11 protein-coding genes and 1 pseudogene are annotated in these 16,231 nt (G+C 71.4%); 7 read left to right on the top strand and 5 right to left on the bottom strand.

All coding sequences use genetic code 11. The annotated features are described in order from the left end of the window. Positions 1-204: 204 nt before the first annotated feature. The gene (locus SSOG_RS11465) at positions 205-3,474 is read right to left on the bottom strand and encodes a caspase, EACC1-associated type (RefSeq protein WP_039937253.1); all 3,270 of its coding nucleotides are present in this window, start codon (positions 3,472-3,474) and stop codon (positions 205-207) included. 79 nt (positions 3,475-3,553) lie between these two features. Here SSOG_RS11465 and SSOG_RS11460 point away from each other — a divergent pair, with 79 nt between their 5' ends. Next, entirely contained in the window at positions 3,554-3,943 is a 390-nt protein-coding gene (locus tag SSOG_RS11460; RefSeq protein ID WP_154685925.1) for an effector-associated constant component EACC1, read from the top strand. Positions 3,944-4,448: 505 nt separating this feature from the next. On the opposite strand, the pseudogene SSOG_RS48315 reads toward SSOG_RS11460, so the two are convergent. Next, positions 4,449-5,239 (bottom strand): annotated as a pseudogene (locus SSOG_RS48315) (IS5 family transposase); the annotation flags it as partial. A 62-nt stretch (positions 5,240-5,301) separates the two neighbouring features. On the opposite strand from SSOG_RS48315, the gene SSOG_RS11450 reads away from it, so the two are divergent. Further along, positions 5,302-5,661: a hypothetical protein gene (locus tag SSOG_RS11450; RefSeq protein WP_009714379.1), complete on the top strand. Its 360-nt coding sequence runs from the start codon at positions 5,302-5,304 to the stop codon at positions 5,659-5,661. A gap of 87 nt (positions 5,662-5,748) precedes the next feature. On the opposite strand, the gene SSOG_RS11445 is transcribed toward SSOG_RS11450, so the two are convergent. Beyond that, positions 5,749-6,867 carry a DUF3644 domain-containing protein gene (locus SSOG_RS11445; protein ID WP_009714378.1) on the bottom strand — a complete coding sequence of 373 codons (1,119 nt, stop codon included), beginning with the start codon at positions 6,865-6,867 and terminating at the stop codon, positions 5,749-5,751. A gap of 124 nt (positions 6,868-6,991) precedes the next feature. Between SSOG_RS11445 and SSOG_RS11440 the strand changes: the two genes are divergently transcribed. After that, positions 6,992-7,513 carry a hypothetical protein gene (locus SSOG_RS11440; protein WP_039937251.1) on the top strand — a complete coding sequence of 174 codons (522 nt, stop codon included), beginning with the start codon at positions 6,992-6,994 and terminating at the stop codon, positions 7,511-7,513. On the opposite strand, the gene SSOG_RS11435 is transcribed toward SSOG_RS11440, so the two are convergent. Both SSOG_RS11435 and SSOG_RS11430 read right to left on the bottom strand, forming a co-directional pair. Then, entirely contained in the window at positions 7,459-8,307 is an 849-nt protein-coding gene (locus tag SSOG_RS11435) for an ABC transporter ATP-binding protein (protein ID WP_039937250.1), read from the bottom strand. The two genes, SSOG_RS11440 and SSOG_RS11435, sit on opposite strands and share 55 nt — an antisense overlap. Next, positions 8,304-8,993: a FadR/GntR family transcriptional regulator gene (locus tag SSOG_RS11430; protein ID WP_039937247.1), complete on the bottom strand. Its 690-nt coding sequence runs from the start codon at positions 8,991-8,993 to the stop codon at positions 8,304-8,306. The genes SSOG_RS11435 and SSOG_RS11430 overlap by 4 nt, the downstream gene beginning before the upstream one ends. Positions 8,994-9,187: 194 nt before the next feature. Here SSOG_RS11430 and SSOG_RS58410 point away from each other — a divergent pair, with 194 nt between their 5' ends. The 4 genes from SSOG_RS58410 to SSOG_RS11405 all read left to right on the top strand — a co-directional run. Beyond that, positions 9,188-10,897 (top strand): radical SAM protein, encoded by a 1,710-nt coding sequence (locus SSOG_RS58410; protein ID WP_009714374.1) that lies wholly within the window; start codon positions 9,188-9,190, stop codon positions 10,895-10,897. Continuing rightward, on the top strand, positions 10,894-11,589 hold the full coding sequence (locus SSOG_RS11415) for an iron-containing redox enzyme family protein (protein WP_009714373.1): 696 nt from the start codon (positions 10,894-10,896) through the stop codon (positions 11,587-11,589). The genes SSOG_RS58410 and SSOG_RS11415 overlap by 4 nt, the downstream gene beginning before the upstream one ends. Continuing rightward, complete coding sequence (locus tag SSOG_RS11410; protein ID WP_009714372.1) at positions 11,590-13,119, top strand: MFS transporter; 1,530 nt, start codon at positions 11,590-11,592, stop codon at positions 13,117-13,119. Positions 13,120-13,168: 49 nt separating this feature from the next. Next, positions 13,169-16,231, top strand: a 3,063-nt coding sequence (locus SSOG_RS11405) for an adenylate/guanylate cyclase domain-containing protein (RefSeq protein ID WP_009714371.1), incomplete at its 3' end; no start/stop codon positions are given.

Genomic DNA, 16,231 nt, shown 5'->3' with positions numbered 1-16,231 from the left:
GGGGCCTCACTTGTTCCTACCCAGACCCGGGCACCGGGGGCGCAGGAAATGCGTACTCAAGTGTCAGATGCTCGGTCGTGGCAGCTTCGAGTGATGGCTCACTCAGATCGCCCAGGTCCTGGCCCTCCGTTCTCGCCTCACACTGACGAAGCGAGCGTCTGCCTCATGTTCCAGCAGGAGTTCACCATCTGGCCTGCTGGAGTACTAGATGGGCGGCTCCGGGGACGCCCACGGATCGTAGCTGGGCCCCTCAACCTGCTGTGCGTATTCCCGCACCAGCCGCGGACCGAGCATCTGCCGTACCTCCTCACGCAGCGCGGCGTGCGCGAACCGTACCTGGCCGGTCGCCAGTGCTTCCGCATCGGAGAAGACGAACAGTCGGCCGAGCGGACCGCCCAACAGCCGCGCCAGCTCGTACGGCGCCACCCCGACCAGGTCCGCCAGTACGGGCAGCGGCATGTCGTCGGCAGCAGAGATCAGTCCCAGGATGTCGCGATAGGTCTGGGAGGCGGAGAGTAGAGCCAGCAACTCGGCGTTGGCCTCGCGACGCGGTAGCAGAGCGTCGGACGCGGGGGCGAGGAGGACATCAGGGCAATGGCGCAGGGGGTGCCCCGCCGGGACGTCGTCCGGCAGCGGCAGCTTCCGGCCCGTGACCAGCACACGCAGACCAGGAGGGGGATTCGTCGGCAGCAGCGAGGCGATGCTCGGCAGGCCTGACGATGGTCCCCGGTCCTCGTCGATGCCGTCCACGACGAGCAGCAGCCGACGGCGCTCCTGGTGTGCCTTGCGGGCGGCGGAGGCCAGCAGTTGGCGACGGAGCATCTCCAGCGCCCCAGTGTGCGTCGAGGAGGCGGCACGGTCTTGGCCCAGGTACCAGCTGAGTTGGTCCACAAGGGCGTCTGTGAACGCGGTGCTGTCGCTCTGGCCCGCCAGTCGGCTGGTGACGAAGAAGGAGACCACGTCCACATCCTGGGGAGGATGGAGCGTGAACCATGCGGTCAGCGCTGTCTTGCCCGTCCAGGGCTGTCCCCGCCACACCGCATAGGGCAGCTCGCCGTGGCAGAACTCCGTGAGCGTGGCCAACTCATCGTCCCGCCCCGCCAGCTGCGGTGGGGCGATGTCTTGTACGAGGGCCAGATACGGTGAGACGGACTGAAGCTCCGGTGCAGGTACTTCGGGCAGGTCGAGGGGCTCAGGGATGCCCAGCAGTCCGGGGAGGCCGGGGACGGAACCGGCGAGGAAACGGTCGATGCGGACGGCGCCCAGCGTGCCTGGCCCCTCGGCGCGCAGTGCCACGTTGACGACTCCGATGAGCAGGCCGTCCACCCACACCGGAGCACCAGCCATGCCCGCCCACGGGTTTGTCCCGTGGTCATCATCTGCAGGTGCGGCGACGACTCGGATGCTCAGCGTGCCGCTGCTGACATTCGTCAGACTCGACGTCGTGCCCTGCAGATGGGCCAGGTCCCGCTGCCTCTGGTTGTCGTCGCGGCGGAGCTTGAAGTGAGGGAAACCGGCCGTCTGCACCTGCAGGACGGCGGGCTGAGCAGTGACACGACCGAAGCGCACAGGCGCGACGACCTCGGCCTCGCTGGGTGGCGAGAAACGCAACACGGCCACATCCATGACCTCGTCGAGCGCGGCCACCTCGGCAGTGGCTTCCCACATCGCTGATCCGATCGGAAATCGGAGGGTGCAGGCGGCCGCCCCAGCCACGAGGTGACCGGCTGTCAGTACGGTGTCATTCGTCACCCTGTATCCCGTGCCAATAAAGCTGCCCTTCGGGGTTTGGCAGTACACCTCCGCGATCCGGTGCGGATCGATACCGCGTGACCGCTCCCCTCGATCTGCGGGTACGACCGCCTCTCGCGGTGTCCGGGCGGGCTCCGGCGTACGGTCGGCCAGGGGGAACACGGTCACCGTGACCATCCCGTGTCGGATCCGTACCACCGGCTCCGGCGCCCCCACCGTCCGGCAGTCCGCCACCGACCGCGGCAGCCCCGCACCCACCGACTCCACCAGCTTCGCCCAGGACAGCACCCGGGCTAGCCGGAAGTTTCGCGGCTGAGACTGGCGTTCCAGCACGCCCAGGCGCTGCTGGCCGTCCGGCACTGGATGATCGCCGCCACCCCAGGTCCCCGGGCTGATCACCTCGATCCGGTCGTCGTAGACGTGCACCGAGACACACGCGTCGGCGCGGGCGTAGTCACGGTGAACCACGGCGTTGGCGATGATCTCGCGCACCGCGATCATCGGGAAGCGGTAGAGCGCGTCGGTATGGGCAGCCTCGGCCGTCGGCAGCTCACCGAGCAGGGCGGCGGAGGCGACGAAGTCCCGGCCCTGGACGATTAGTTCGGGGAGGGTGCCGTGGAGTTCTGTACTGGTCGTCGGATCGATCTTGTCTGTGCCCCGGAAGCGTACGCAGCGCACCATCGCCGTGGGCAGCACCGCGGTCGGGTTCTCGCCGAAGAGCAGTGCCCCGGACATGGTCGGGCCACCTTCTGTCACCAGCCCCGACCGCACCAGGAATTCGCTCGTCGTCAACTGGGGAGGATACGCATCGGCTACGTCCTCCCGCAGCTCGCTACGGAAGGCCTGGACCCGGGCATGGTCGAGGACCGCCCGCGGAACGACGGCCTCCAGGAGGTCGACGCTGTCCTGCGCGAGAGCGGGCTGATGAGCGGTCGGCCCAATGGTGTCCGGTCGGGGGAGGGAAGCCGACGGGGCGAGGTCGTCCGGCCCGGCGGAAGGCGACAGGTCGTCCAGTAGGACCTCAAGCTCCCGGCGGGCGATTTGGACGGCCCCCGCGCCATCGAACTTGCGTTGCGGCTCATGTCCGTCGAAGCGGGTGCCAGCCAGGTGTGCGAAGAGGTCGTCGAGATCGACCGCACCGTCGCCGTCACTGTCCCGCGCCTCCGTGAGAAGCCCTTCGATCAGCGCTTTCGTGAACGGGCTCGGCTCGCCGCGGGTCTCCGAGTCGCACGCCTGGTCCACGGCCGACGCCGCCGCGATAACGAACCGGCCCTTGCCAGACAACCCTTCGGCTAGAACTCCGCCCTTGAAGCCACCGCCGTGGCAGCAGTCCAGGATCACGATCTTCACCTGGGCAAAGCTCCGCGTAATGATCCGAGACAGGGTGCTCGACGCGACGGCGGAGGACTCTAGACGGCTCGTCCTGCTGTTGCCCGCGCACAGGAACAGCTCCTGGCTGATGCTGCGCCCGTGGCCGCTGTAGTAGAAAAGCAGAATGTCGTCCGCTTCGGCACCGCTGAAGAACTCGTCGGCCGCGTCGAGAATCTCCGGTGAGTCAGCCTCCGGCACCAGTTTGACCTCGCTGCGGTCGAATAGCCCGGTGGCCGGATCCGTGAGAGCGTCCCGCAGCAGCATCCCGTCCGCCTTCGGCCCTTTCAGCTCCGGGAGCGCGCCGGGGTCTTTGGGGAAACGGGAATTGCAGACGATCAGGGCACGGTACATGCGATCCTGTCCACCCCCGGCTATCAACAGTCATACGCCGGGCCTCAGTTTAGAACGGGAAGGGTCACCCATGTCACGGATGGCGGAAGTCGGCGTCGAGGGTCGGTTGGCAGGGCTCGACGCCGATCACGAGGCGGTACTCGACGCGCGCGCCGAACTGATCAACGACCTGCACGGCGTGGCCGGGGCACAGGTGATGGATCGGGGCGTCCCGGCCGAGGGAGTCAAGGGCGTGGCCGCCGAGTTGGTCGTAGGCCTCACCAGCGCGGGAGGCGTCACGGCGCTCGTGCAGATCGTAAAAGCTTGGCTTCAGCGTGACCGGCGGCGGTCGGTGACAGTGACCATCACTGAAAACGAGACCGGGAAGGTCGTGCGGGTCGAGGGGGACTCGATCTCGAACGATGTGTTGACGGCGGCCCTGAACGGGCAGGTGCAGCTGCCCGCCTCGGAGGGGGAGCCCACGGCGTAAGCATGACCGGACCGGACCGGGCCGGGGGCGGGCGGAGACCCAGTAGTCACCCGCTGCTCACGCCCACACGCTCGCCCGCTCGTCGGTTTGCCGCAGCTCTCGGCCTGGGCTCAGCGCCAAAAGTCGGCTGTGTGGCCCGAGCCCGCTGCGGTCCGGATACGGCCGTCAGCAACGATCCACCTCCTTGTGTTAGCCGATGTAGTGTCATTGCCGAACTGAGGGATGCGGCGTTCAGCGCTCCCGAGTGAGTCGTCCTCTGGTCTGGTTGCACGATGACTTACAAAGGGCAACCTCCTCAACGTTAATGAACCGCTTCAGTGTGGCCATTGGACTTCTGCGAATTCGGCATCCGTGCCCAGGCATGCGAGCTGATCGGCGCCTTCACTTTGATGGCGGCCGGGGCCGGGCCGCCCTCCGTATGGCGCTGGGCGTGGACGATGCCGCCAGGGCCCGAGGCTGCCGCTGGGCCTTGGCCACGGCCCTGAACGCCCCATTCCATAAGGAGACGTCTCAAGCAGATGATGCTGCAGGCGAGTTCGAGGAAGCCCAGGTGCAGGTCGGCGCGTATCTCGTACCGGATGCGAAGGCGCTTGAACTGGTGGAGCCAGGCAAAGGCGCGTTCTACCACCCAGCGGGTCTTGCCCAGTCCAGAGCCATGCGGGGCACCACGTCGGGCGATCACCGGTTTGACCCCTCGCCCGCGAAGAAGCCTGCGGTACTTGTTGAAGTCGTAGCAGCGGTCGGCGAACAGTCGTCGGGGACGATGACGGGGGCGTCCGCGCCGGCCCCGGCTGCGGGGAATGGCATCGAGTAGTGGGATGAGCTGGGTGACATCGTGGCGGTTCCCGCCGGTCAGTGACACTGCGAGCAGGGTGCCGTGTCGGTCGACGATCAGGTGGTGCTTGCTGCCCGGCCTGCCCCGATCGACCGGCGACGGCCCGGTGTGGTGCCCCCTTTGAGTGCCCGGACGTGCGAGCCGTCGATGGCGCAGTCGTCCATCGCCAGCAGGCCCGCCGCCCGCAGCTCGGTGAGCAGGGCGGCATGGAGTCGGGGCCAGAGGCCGGCTTCGGTCCAGTCCCGCAGGCGGCGCCAGGCGGTCACGCCGGAGCAGCCCACCAGCTGGCGCGGCACATCACGCCAGGCCACGCCGGTGCGCAGTGCGTAGAGAATGCCCGCCAGCGCGACGCGGTCTGGTATCCGGCGCCGACCCGCGTGGCGGTGTCGCCGCTCTGGGCAAGGCGGCAGCAAAGGAGCCACGCGCGCCCACAGGTCCTCGGGCACAAGATCACTGTTCACGCGCGGCAGCGTGCCAGAAGAACGCGGTTGAGGTGGGCGGTTCCGCCCGGCACACTCGCCCGATGAGCGAGAGCACAGAGGCGGGCAGCTGGGACGGACCCTGGTACCACGTCCACACGGAACAATTTGAGGCAGCATTCCTGCCGGGCGCCGGCGAGGTCCTGGACGCCGTGGATGACATCGACGTTGAGGTACGGCTGCCGGACGGGTCCCGGTGGAGCGCAACCATCTGCACCGTTGCCCACGTTGAGACCCTGATGAAGCGGTGGGCAGCGAGCGGGGAGGCGCTCGGCGGACGCTACTTCTGGTGCTCGGACGGTCTCATCGTCCGCGATGCCGGTATCAGCAACATGGTCCAGGTCCTCGGGGGCTTGATCGACAATGGCGAGTTCACCCAGGTTCTGAACCGACTTGATGACTGAAGCTGCCTGACGAGCGTCGTCGACTCATTCTGAAACGATCAGTGAGTGGGTGCCGTCCCCTGCCGTGTGTCGGGCGCTCTATCTCGTTCAGGCGCTCTTGCTCTGTGGGTGGGGATCGCCCTGCTCGGCGGGCGGAACCGCCCTATTGGGTAGCGGGACGACCTTCTTCATACGTGGCTCCTTGCCGAAGAAGGCCCGGTACTGCTCAGGTGTACCGATCTCCTTGACGATCTTCTCCACCCAAGCCGACGTGTACAGGTAGGAGTTGAACGCCTCGCTGTAGATACAGTACTTCGCATCGGTTTCGTACGGCCTGGTGGAGTTCTTCGCGGGACGTACCTTGAACCGCTGCCACATCTCAAGGTGCTCTCTGAACGGGCTGAACTCGAAGGACAGCCGCTGCTCGACGAGTTCACAGACCTGCTTCGGGCGCAGCTTCGCTTTGTCCGCTACCTCTACGTGACGGTCCTTGATGATGACGGCGCCCTTGCGTCCGGCCTCGGTCATGACCTTGCGTTCCTCGTCGGTTAGCTCGTCGAGCTTCACGAAGTCGATCGCCAGGTCGGCATCAGTCTTTGATCCGACCATGGGTACAAGCCGGACGCGGTAGTCGTATTTCAGATCATCCAGCACATCCGGGTCGATGGCCGCCTCGAACTTCGCCACGAGATCACGGGTTTGCTTCGGGAGCTTCTTCACCGCCGCATGGAGCTGCTCACGCCCCTCGGCTGTGAGTGCCTGAAGGGAGATCGGAAAGCGAAGCCGGTCGGCGAGGCTGTACTTGGTGCCGAAGTGGTTCGCCATCTCCTGCTCGTAGTTCATGACGAGCGCCTGCGCCTTGCCGTCCATGATGATCTGCAAGTTGTGCTCGTACCGATGTTCCACCTTGTTGCGGAGTGCCACGAAGAGCTCGACATTCAGGCGGATCGGATCGCGACTGTTGGGGTAGCGCTGCTTCAGGCACCGTTCCAGGTCCCACGCCTTCGGCTCGCCGTCAATCATGGCGTACTGCCCGGTCTTGGGGTCCCTGTAGTGGTAGTCGATCTTGGCCTGGTGGAACTGCGCGTGAAGCAGGTAGTGCCACGCCCTGTGTATGTGCGTCAAGAAGTCGGAATAGTTGCCCGTTGAGCAGTTCCACTCATCAACTGCTTTGAGGGCGTGGCGCTGCGACTCCATGAGGATGTGGTGCCAGCGGGCGTGTGCCATATCGTGCGTCCTTCTCGTTCCGTTGAAGGATCACATTCACAACCGCCTCGGGACAAGTAGGATGTACCGCTGAATGACAACCGTAACCCGGGTGCTGTCATACCCCCGGACTAGCGTCCGGGGCATGGCCAACGCGTATACGACCCTGTGGACCAACGATGTCTGCCGCTACCTCGGGCGGCAGGGGTACGAGGGGGAGCGGCTGGTCATCCTCTTCGGAGGGCCGTTCCAGTCGCAGCCGAGCTTCATACGGGCCGGGGTGAAGGAGGGCGACCACATCTATCCGGTGCGCGCCCACCGCAAGCAGCTGTGGGCGCTCGGCCGGATGGAGGTCGGCCGGGTCCTTCCGTACGAGACGTTCGGCGAGCGGACCGCCACCGAGGACTGGGTGCGCATCGTCCGCTGGGACGCGCTGAAGGCCGGGGTCACGACCGAGGTGCTGCTCGGGCCGCCCGGTTCGCCGCTGCGGTTCGACCGGGCGGTGCCGCCCGGGCTGCTGACCGAGCTGACCTTCCGCTCTCGGCGCGGTGAGCGCCGTCTGAAGCACATCGTGGACGGCGAGCTGACCCGCTCCCACGGGGTGCAGGGCATCTACCGGCTGGCCCCCGCATCGGCCGAGGCCATGGCCGCGCTGGTGGCCGGGTGAGGGGTGGTCCGTACGGTACGGGCCGTCCAGCGGCCGTCGGTGCGGGCGATGTGGACCGGGTGGTCGAAGCACTTGGTGATGGCGTCGGTGGTCACCACCTCGTCCACGGCGCCCGACGCCAGGCACTGCCCGTCGCGCAGCAGCATCGCGTGGGTGGTGGACGCGGGCAGCTCCTCCAGGTGGTGGGTCACCAGGACCGTGGCCAGCTCCGGGTGGGCGAGCCGCAGGGCGTCCAGGCTGTCCAGGAGCTGTTCGCGGGCGGCCAGGTCGAGGCCGGTGGCCGGTTCGTCGAGCAGCAGCAGCCGGGGGCGGGGCATCAGGGCCCGGGCGATCAGCACCCGGCCGCGCTGCCCCTGGGAGAGCGTCGGCCAGCGCGCGTCGAGCTTGTCGGCCATGCCCAGGGTGGTCAGCAGCCGCTCGGCCCGCTCGCGCTGGGCGGGGTCGGGGTGGCGGCGGGGGACCGGCTCGACGGTGTTGGTCAGCCCGGTCAGGACGACGTCCCGCGCCCGCAGCGGGGAGCGCAGCGGATGCCGGGGGTCGACATGGCCCACGTACGCGCGCAGCTCCCGCAGATCGACCCGGCCCAGGGTGCGGCCCAGCACCTCCACCGTGCCCCGGGTGGGGTGGGCGTGCGCGCCCAGCAGGCTGAGGAGGGTTGATTTGCCCGCGCCGTTGGGGCCGAGCAGGGCCCAGTGCTCGCCCTGGCGGACGGTCAGCGAGACCGAGTGCAGCAGGTGGCTGCCGTCGCGGACCACATCGACGTCGTCGGCCCTCAGGACGGGGGTGGGTGTCATGGTGCCTCCTCGGCGATGAGCGTCATCACGGATTCCAGGTTCTTCACGGTGGCGGCGATCGCGGCCTCGGGGTCGCCGTCCGCCAGGGCGTCCAGCAGCGCCGTATGGGCGCAGGTCAGATCGGGCAGCCCGGTCTCGTGGACGACCATCTCGACCAGCTCCTCGCGCAGCACCGGCAGGACGGAGGTGAACAGGCCGAGCAGTACGGCGTTGCCGGACAGCTCCACGACCGTGCGGTGGAAGGCCAGGTCGGCGTCCACGAAGGCGGCGGGACCGGCTCCGGCCGCCTTCTGGCGGCGCTTGAGGTCGTCGGTGAGCCGGGTGAGGTCCTCGGGGCGTACGCGGCGGGCTGCGAGCCGGGCGGCCTCCACCTCGAGCGCCCGGCGGACCTCGTAGACCTCCAGCAGCCGGGCGCGGCGCAGCAGTTGCCGTACGTCGCGCGGCTCCCGCGGCTCCTCGGCCGCGTAGGTGCCCGAGCCGTGGCGTACGTCCAGCAGGCCGTCGTGGGCCAGCAGCCGGACGGCCTCGCGGACCGAGGAGCGGCCGACGCCCAGCTCGGCGGCGAGGGTCACCTCGCTGGGGAGGCGTTGGCCGGGGCGCCAGCGCCCCTCGGTGAGCATCGCGCGCAGCGTGCTCTCGACCTGCGGCACCACGCGGCCGTGCCGCAGCTGTGAGGTTTCCGCCATCTCGTCTCTCCCGGCGGGTTGTTGATCTTGTGCGATGGCCTCGCGGACTCTAGCAGAAGTCCTCAGACGTCTGAGGAGTTGGGTACGGCGGTGGGCACAAGAAGTGCGCAACCGCCCGCAAACCGGCGCCCAAGCGGCCCGACCCATGCTGCCCTTGGGTCACATGCCAGGACGGAACCGGGGGGAGTGGTCCAGTGCATCTGCTCGACCTGCTCGCGGCCCGTGCCGAACCGGCGGCCGCGGTCCTGCTGACCGTCACCCGGCGCTGCCCGCTCGCCTGCGCGCACTGCTCGACCGCCTCCTCGATGGGGAGCGAGCAGATCGACGCCGCCGTGCTGAAGCGTTTCGTCGGGACGTTCACCCCGGCCGACCGGCCCGAGTACGTCCTGCTGACGGGCGGTGAACCGCTGCTGCGGCCCCGGCTGGTTGCGGAGATCGCGGAGCGCGTACGGGACGTGGGCGGCCGCACCCAGCTGCTGTCCGGGATGTACTTCGCGGCCCACGGCCGGACCCCCGCGCCGGTGCGGCACGCCATCGACGCGGTGGACCACTTCGCCGCCAGCATCGACGCGTTCCACGAACGCGAGGTGCCGCGCGCCGCGGTGCTGCGCGTGCTGCGGCGGCTCGTGGACGAGGGCAAGGACGTCAGCGTCCAGCTCACCGGACGCACGCCTGACGATCCGTATCTGCGGGAGGCCGCCGAGGACATCCGCGGCGAGCTGGACGACCGGGTGCCGATCCTGGTCACCGTCGTCAAGCCCGCCGGACGCGCCCGCACGTGGCTCCCGGAGCCGGGAGTCGGGGCCGCGTCTGGTTCCGGCGTCGTGCCGGAGTCCGGGCCCGCGGCCCGGTACGGGTCCGGGGCTGCGCCCGGGGCCGGGTCCGCGCTCGAAGGCGGAGCCGCGTCCGGGGCGGGAGCCGGATGCGAGGCCGTCTCCGGACCCGGGGCGTTACGGGCCGGGGCCGTGCCCGGGCCGGGGTCTGGGGCCGCGCCAGGGGCCGCCGCCACGTCGGGGTCCGGACCCGGGTCTGGGCCCGTGCCGCGGCCTGCGGATACGCCCACGTCTGGGCTCGCGCCCCGGCCCGCGGCCGGGGCTGCGCCGGCGCCCGGATCTGGTGCTGCGCCCGGAATTGGGGGCACGCCCCGGTACGGGCCAGCACCCCGGTACGGGTCTGTGCCGGAGGCCGCGGCTATGCCGGGGTCTGGAGTTGCGCCCGGGGCCGGGTCCGCGCTCGAAGGCGGAGCCGCGTCCGGGGCGGGAGCCGGATCCGAGACCGTCTCCGGATCCGGGGCTGCGCTACGGGCCGGGGGCGTGCCCGAGCCGGAGTCCGGGGCCGTGCCGGGGTTCGGGCCCGCGTCTGACGACGGAGCCTCGGCCGGAACCGGAACCGGGACCGGGTCTGACACCGTGTCCGGGGCGGGCACCCGCCACCGGGGCACCGTGCCCGCGCCCTGTGTGCTGGCCGCTTGGCCGGTTGTCTGCTTCGACGGCACCGTCGTGACCTGCTGCAACCAGGACGTGGTCGACGCCGCCGCCCTCGGGCGGGTTCCCGCCCATCTGCGGCTCGGACACATCGCCCACGACGGCTGGGCCGCGATCCGCGAACGGCTGCTGGAGCGCGAACTGCTGTGCGGCATCCGGGCCTTCGGCCCTCGGCATCTGGCCTCGCTCGCGGGCGCCGAGTGCGACGGCTACTGCGCGGCGTGCGTGACCGCCCTGGGCGAGCCTCGGACCGCCGCGCGGGCCACAGAGGTACTGGAGCGGCCGGGCGTCCGCGCGGTGGAACGGCGGCTCGCCGGGCTCACCCGCGAGGGCGGGGCGGAGACGTTCCTGCGGCGCTACGGAACCGAGGGCTATCGCGAACTCGCCGCCCTCGGACGACACGCGGACGGTGCGCCATGATCACCACCGCCGCCGCGCTCGACGCCAGGATCGGGCTGCTGCGGCCGGGGCTGCGGGCGACGCTGGCCCGGGTCTGGGCGGTGCCCGACCCGGCCGCCGTCTATCCCGAATACCTGCATCTGACGCACCAGATCATCCGCGCGACCGTCCCCGTGATGGAGGTGGCCGCCGCCCGCAGCCGGGAGCTGGCCGACCGGGGGGACGATCCGGTGGCGGCCGCGCTCGTTCCGTACTGGGCGCGCCACATCCCCGAGGAGCGCGGCCATGACGTCTGGGTGTGCGAGGACCTGGCCGCGCTCGGCCAGGACCCCGGCGAGCCCTGGCGGCGGATTCCGCCCGCCCCGGTGGCGGCGCTGGCAGGCGCTCAGTACTTCTGGATCGAACGCCTCCACCCGGTCTGTCTGCTCGGCTACATCGCCGTACTGGAGGGCGACCCTCCGCACCCCCGGGCGGCCGAGCGCCTGAGCGCGCGCACGGGCCATCCGCGCGCCGCGTTCCGTACCCTCGCCCGCCACGCCGAGGAGGACCCCGGCCACCGGGACGCGCTGCGCCGACTGCTCGACACCCTGCCGCTGGAGGCCCGGCTGCGGCGCGCGGTGAGCGTGTCCGCCCTGAACACCGTCCAGCTGCTGGTGGCCGCCTTCGGCGAACTCGCCGACCGGTTCACGCCGCCGAGCGAGAGGAGCGCGTAGATGGAACGGCTCTCGCTCACCGCGGCCCTGCGCCACCCCCGTTTCCGGCTGCTCTACGGCGGCCAGGCCATTTCGAGCGTCGGGGACTGGCTGGACTACCTCGCCCTCGTCGTCCTCCTCACCTACACCTGGGGCCATGGCGCGGGCGCGCTCGCCGCGCTCAGCGTGGCGGTGGCCGTCCCGATGGTGGCGCTCGCCCCGGTGGCGGGGGCGCTCGCCGACCGGATGAGCGATCGGATACGGGTGCTGGTCGGCTGCGATCTGGTCCGCGCGGCGCTGGCGCTCGGCTATCTCGCCGCGCCCAACCTGCCGGTGCTGCTGGTGCTCGTGGTGTGCAAGGTGTCGTTCGGGGCGCTGTTCAACCCGGTCCACCAGTCCACGCTGCGTTCCGTCGTCCCGGAGAAGGACCTGCTCTCCGCGATGTCGCTCACGGTCTTCACCAACCAGGCCGCCAAGGTGGCAGGACCGGCGCTCAGCGGGCTGATCATCGCAGGATGGGGGGTGCGGGCGGCCTTCGTCGTGGACGCCGCGACCTTCGTCGTCTCGGCCGCGCTGCTGTCCGCCGTACGGCTGCCGCGGCGGCCGGACCCGAAGACCGAGGCGACGGCCGGCGACGGAGAACCCACCGGGCTGCGCGCCGACATCGCCGAAGGGATACGGTTCATCGCCCGCACCCCCGCGCTGATCGCGCTGATCGGCAGCGTCGCGGCGACCCTCTTCCTCGTTCTCACCTTCGACACCCTCTCCCCGCTGGCCATGCGCGAACTGGGCGTCGGCGAAACCTCGTTGGGCTATGTGGTGGCCGCGGTCGGACTCGGCGCGGCGCTCGGCACGCTCGCCATCAGCGGGCGCGTCATGGCGGCGGGGCCGTTCGTGGTGCTGGGCGTGGCCCAGATCGTGGTCGGCGCGGCGGTCAGCGGCATCGGCACCGGGCTGGGCCTCGACGCCCACGGCATGGTCTGGCTGTGGATGCCGATCGCCGGGGTGCTCGGCTTCGCCGCCGCCGGGATCATGGTCGTCTTCCCGTACGTACTGCACCGCGAGACGCCCCCCGAGCTGACCGGCCGGGTCACCGCGATCGCCAACGCGTTCCCGGTGCTGCTCCAGCTGGCCGCCCCGCCGCTGGGCGCGGCGCTCGCGAGCTGGTCGGGCGTCGGCTTCGTGTTCCTGACCGCCGGACCGGCGCTCGCGGCGCTCGGCGCGGTGGTCTGGCTCTACGGGATGCGCGTACGGCGCCGGAGCCCGCACAGCGACGACCCGCACGGCGACGACCCGCACAGCGACGACGCACAACCCCCACCACCACCCACCGGGAGGGCCGACACCATGCCGGACACACAGCGCCTGGACGCCCTGCGGGCCGCCGGGTTCCCCGTCGACGGACTCACCCCGGGGCAGCTGGAGGCGCTCCACGGGCTCAGCGACGAAGAGGCCGACCTGCTGATCTCCGTACAGCTGCGGCTCCAGGCCACCGCCGACGAGGTGGAGGCGCACAGCGGGGAGCCCATCATCGGCGGCGTTCTGTTCTGAGTCCGACCGTCTGAGCTTCGACCCGGCCGAAGGGGGCGCCGTGCACGACATGAGCCGCAAGACCATCACCGTCGTCTTCTGCGACATGGTCGGCTCCACGGCGCTCAGCGAGCGGCTCGACGCGGAGGCGCTGCGCCATGTGATGCTGCGCTACTACGACCTGCTGCGGGCCTGCCTGGAGCGGCACGGCGGCACGGTCGAGAAGTTCATCGGGGACGCGGTCATGGCCGTCTTCGGCATCCCCGTCGTGCACGAGGACGACGCGCTGCGCGCCGCCCGCGCCGCGCTCGACATGCTGGCCGCCGTCGAGGAGTCGGGGGAGGAGCTGGAGCGCGAGACCGGGGCCCGGATCGCGGTGCGCATCGGCATCCACACCGGCGAGGTGGTCACCTCGGGCGCCGCCGACGCGGGCCACGCGCTGGTCTCCGGGGAGGCGGTCAACGTCGCCGCCCGGCTCGAACAGCACGCCCCCGCCGGGCAGATCCTCATCGGCGCCGACACCCACGGGCTCATCGCGGCGCACGCCGAGACCGCCGAAGTGGAGCCGCTGACCGTCCGGGGCAAGTCCGAACCGGTGCCCGCCTGGCGGCTGACCGGGATACGGGACGAGGCGCGGGCACTCGCCGGGCCGCCGGGCGCCCCCATGGTCGACCGGGGCGACGAACTGGCCCAGCTGCGCATGGCGTTCGCCCGGGTGGTGCGCGACCGGTCCTGCCATCTGGTGACGCTGTTCGGCGACCCGGGCGTGGGCAAGAGCAGGCTGGCGCGCGCGTTCGCGGCCGAGGCGGAACGCGACGGCGCGCTGGTCGCGGGCGCCCACTGCCCGCCGTACGGCAGCGCCGGGCCGCTGGCCCCGCTCGCACCGCTGCTGACGCAGGCGCTGGGGCCGAACCCCCGGGCGCGGCTGGCGGAGGTGCTGGGCGGCGGCGAGGCCGAACGGGACGCCGCCACCGCGCTGGCGCGGCTCGCCCGCACCGGCGTCTCCGGTACGTCCTTCGACGAGACCCGCTGGGCGCTGCAACTGCTGTGCACCGCGCTGGCGGGGACCCGCCCGCTGGTCGCCGTCGTGGACGATCTGCACTGGGCGCACGAGGACCTGCTCGGCGCGCTCGACCACCTCGCCGACTGGGTCCAGGGCGCCCCCGTGCTGCTGCTGTGCGTCGCCCGCCCGGATCTGCTGGAGCGCCATCCCCAGTGGGGCAGCGGCAAGCTCAACGCCACCGCGCTGGTGGTGCCGCCGCTCGCCGCCGACGACTGCCGCGAACTGGTGCTGCGGCTGTACGAGCCCGCGGCCGGCCCCGAGGTGGTTCCGCACGCGACCACCGTCGCCCACGACGAGGTCGTGGAGCGGCTGGTGCACCGCTCCGAGGGCAATCCGCTGTTCGTCGAGCAGATCGTGGGGATGGTCAGTGAGAGCGACGACCCCCGGTTCGTACCCCCTTCGGTACGGGCCGTCGTCGCCGCCCGGCTGGACCGGCTGGAGCCCGCCGAACGGGCGGTGCTGGAGTGCGCGGCCGTCACCGGCGCCGAGTTCACGGCCGCGGACCTCACCGCGCTGCTGCCCCCGGGGGCCGGTCCGGTCGAGCACGCGGTGCGCACCCTGGTGCGTCGCCGCCTCCTGGAGGCCGCCGGGGCGCACGCCCCCACGGAGCCCGGCGCGGCCCGCTGGCGCTTCGTCAGCCAGCTGATCCGCGACGAGGTCTACAGCGGCATGTCCAAGCTGGTGCGCGCCCGGCAGCACGAGCGCTTCGCGGAGTACCACGCCGAACGCGCCCCCGACGGCCACCACACCATCGGCACCCACCTGGAGGAGGCGTTCCGGCTCCGGCTGGACCTGGGCCCGGCCGATGACACCGCCCGGAGCACCGGCGCCCGCGCCGCCGACCACCTCGCGGCGGCGGGCACCGCGGCGCTCGGCCGCGGCGACGTCCGCTGGGCCGTCGACCTGCTGCGCCGGGCGCTCGCCCTCACCGATGCGCTCCCGGAACCCCAGCCCCACGCCGGGCTCGCCGTACGGACCGCCCTCGCCGAGGCGCGGCTGGCCGCGGGGGACGCGGCCGAGGCGGTCGGCGCGCTGCGGCAGCTGCTCACCGACGCGCGCGCCGCGGGCGACCGGGGCGTCGAGGCCCGGGTCCGGCTCCAGCTCGCGTACCTCGACCCCTCCTATCTGGAACCTGGCGCGGACGGCTTCGGCGCCGTCCTCGACGCGGCCCGCGACGCGGTCGCCGTCTTCACCGGATCCGACGACGCGCTCGGCCTGGCCCGCGCCTGGCTGGCCATCGGCCAGGAGCGGCAGAGCCGCAGTCGGCACGGCGAGGCCGCCCGCCAGCTGACCCGCGCCCTGCACGAATCGGTCCGCGCCGAGGCCGGTCTGGAGCGCGCCGGGATCCTGGGCGCGCTCGCCGTCTCCCTGTGGCTCGGCCCGGAACCCGCGCCCGTGGCGCTGAGCCGCTGCGGCGCGTTCCTGGACGATCTGCTCGCCGGGCGCCGGATGGCGCGGGCCACGGTGTCCTGCCCGATGGCCGCCCTGCTGGCGATGCGCGGCGACCACCCCGAGGCGCGGCGGCTGCTCGTCGACGCCGTACGCACCCTCAGCGACCTCGGCCACCTCTTCGCCGTACCGGCCGTCCATCTCTTCCAGGCCACCGTGGAGGAGTCGGCGGGGTGCTGGGACGACGCGATACGGCTGCTGCGCGCCGCCCGCACCGAGCTGGAGCGGCTGGGCGACGGGCAGTTGCACGCCACCGCGACCCGCGATCTGGCCCGGGTGCTGCTCTCCCGCGGCGGCGCCGAGGACGAGGTGGCGCGGCTGGTCGGCGGGCTGCTCGACACCGACCTCGACGCCCTGCCCGCGGCCGCCGCCGACGTCCACGGCATCCGCGCCCGGCTGGCCGCGGCGGACGGCGACGCGGCCACCGCCGCCCACCACCTCGACCAGGCTCTCGACGCGGCCCGCGGGACCGACTCGCCGGTGTGCCTGGCCGGTGCGGAGTTCGACCGGGCCAAGGCCCTCGCCGCGCTCGGCCGGGAGCGCGAGGCGGTGGCGGCGGCCGGTGAGGCGCGGCGCCGCTTCACCGCCAAGGGCCATCTGGTCGGGGCGGAACGGGCCGCG

It is taken from the genome of Streptomyces himastatinicus ATCC 53653, from assembly GCF_000158915.1.
Lineage (GTDB): Bacteria > Actinomycetota > Actinomycetes > Streptomycetales > Streptomycetaceae > Streptomyces > Streptomyces himastatinicus.
Note: the sequence above shows the minus strand (reverse complement) of the source record. Positions and strands in the feature narration are given on the sequence as shown.

Excerpts from the sequence above, each read along its gene's own strand:
- SSOG_RS11465 (WP_039937253.1), bottom strand. The coding sequence starts at position 3,474 with ATGTACCGTGCCCTGATCGTCTGCAATTCCCGTTTCCCCAAAGACCCC.
- SSOG_RS11460 (WP_154685925.1), top strand. The coding sequence starts at position 3,554 with ATGGCGGAAGTCGGCGTCGAGGGTCGGTTGGCAGGGCTCGACGCCGAT.
- SSOG_RS11450 (WP_009714379.1), top strand. The coding sequence starts at position 5,302 with ATGAGCGAGAGCACAGAGGCGGGCAGCTGGGACGGACCCTGGTACCAC.
- SSOG_RS11445 (WP_009714378.1), bottom strand. The coding sequence starts at position 6,867 with ATGGCACACGCCCGCTGGCACCACATCCTCATGGAGTCGCAGCGCCAC.
- SSOG_RS11440 (WP_039937251.1), top strand. The coding sequence starts at position 6,992 with ATGGCCAACGCGTATACGACCCTGTGGACCAACGATGTCTGCCGCTAC.
- SSOG_RS11435 (WP_039937250.1), bottom strand. The coding sequence starts at position 8,307 with ATGACACCCACCCCCGTCCTGAGGGCCGACGACGTCGATGTGGTCCGC.
- SSOG_RS11430 (WP_039937247.1), bottom strand. The coding sequence starts at position 8,993 with ATGGCGGAAACCTCACAGCTGCGGCACGGCCGCGTGGTGCCGCAGGTC.
- SSOG_RS11415 (WP_009714373.1), top strand. The coding sequence starts at position 10,894 with ATGATCACCACCGCCGCCGCGCTCGACGCCAGGATCGGGCTGCTGCGG.
- SSOG_RS11410 (WP_009714372.1), top strand. The coding sequence starts at position 11,590 with ATGGAACGGCTCTCGCTCACCGCGGCCCTGCGCCACCCCCGTTTCCGG.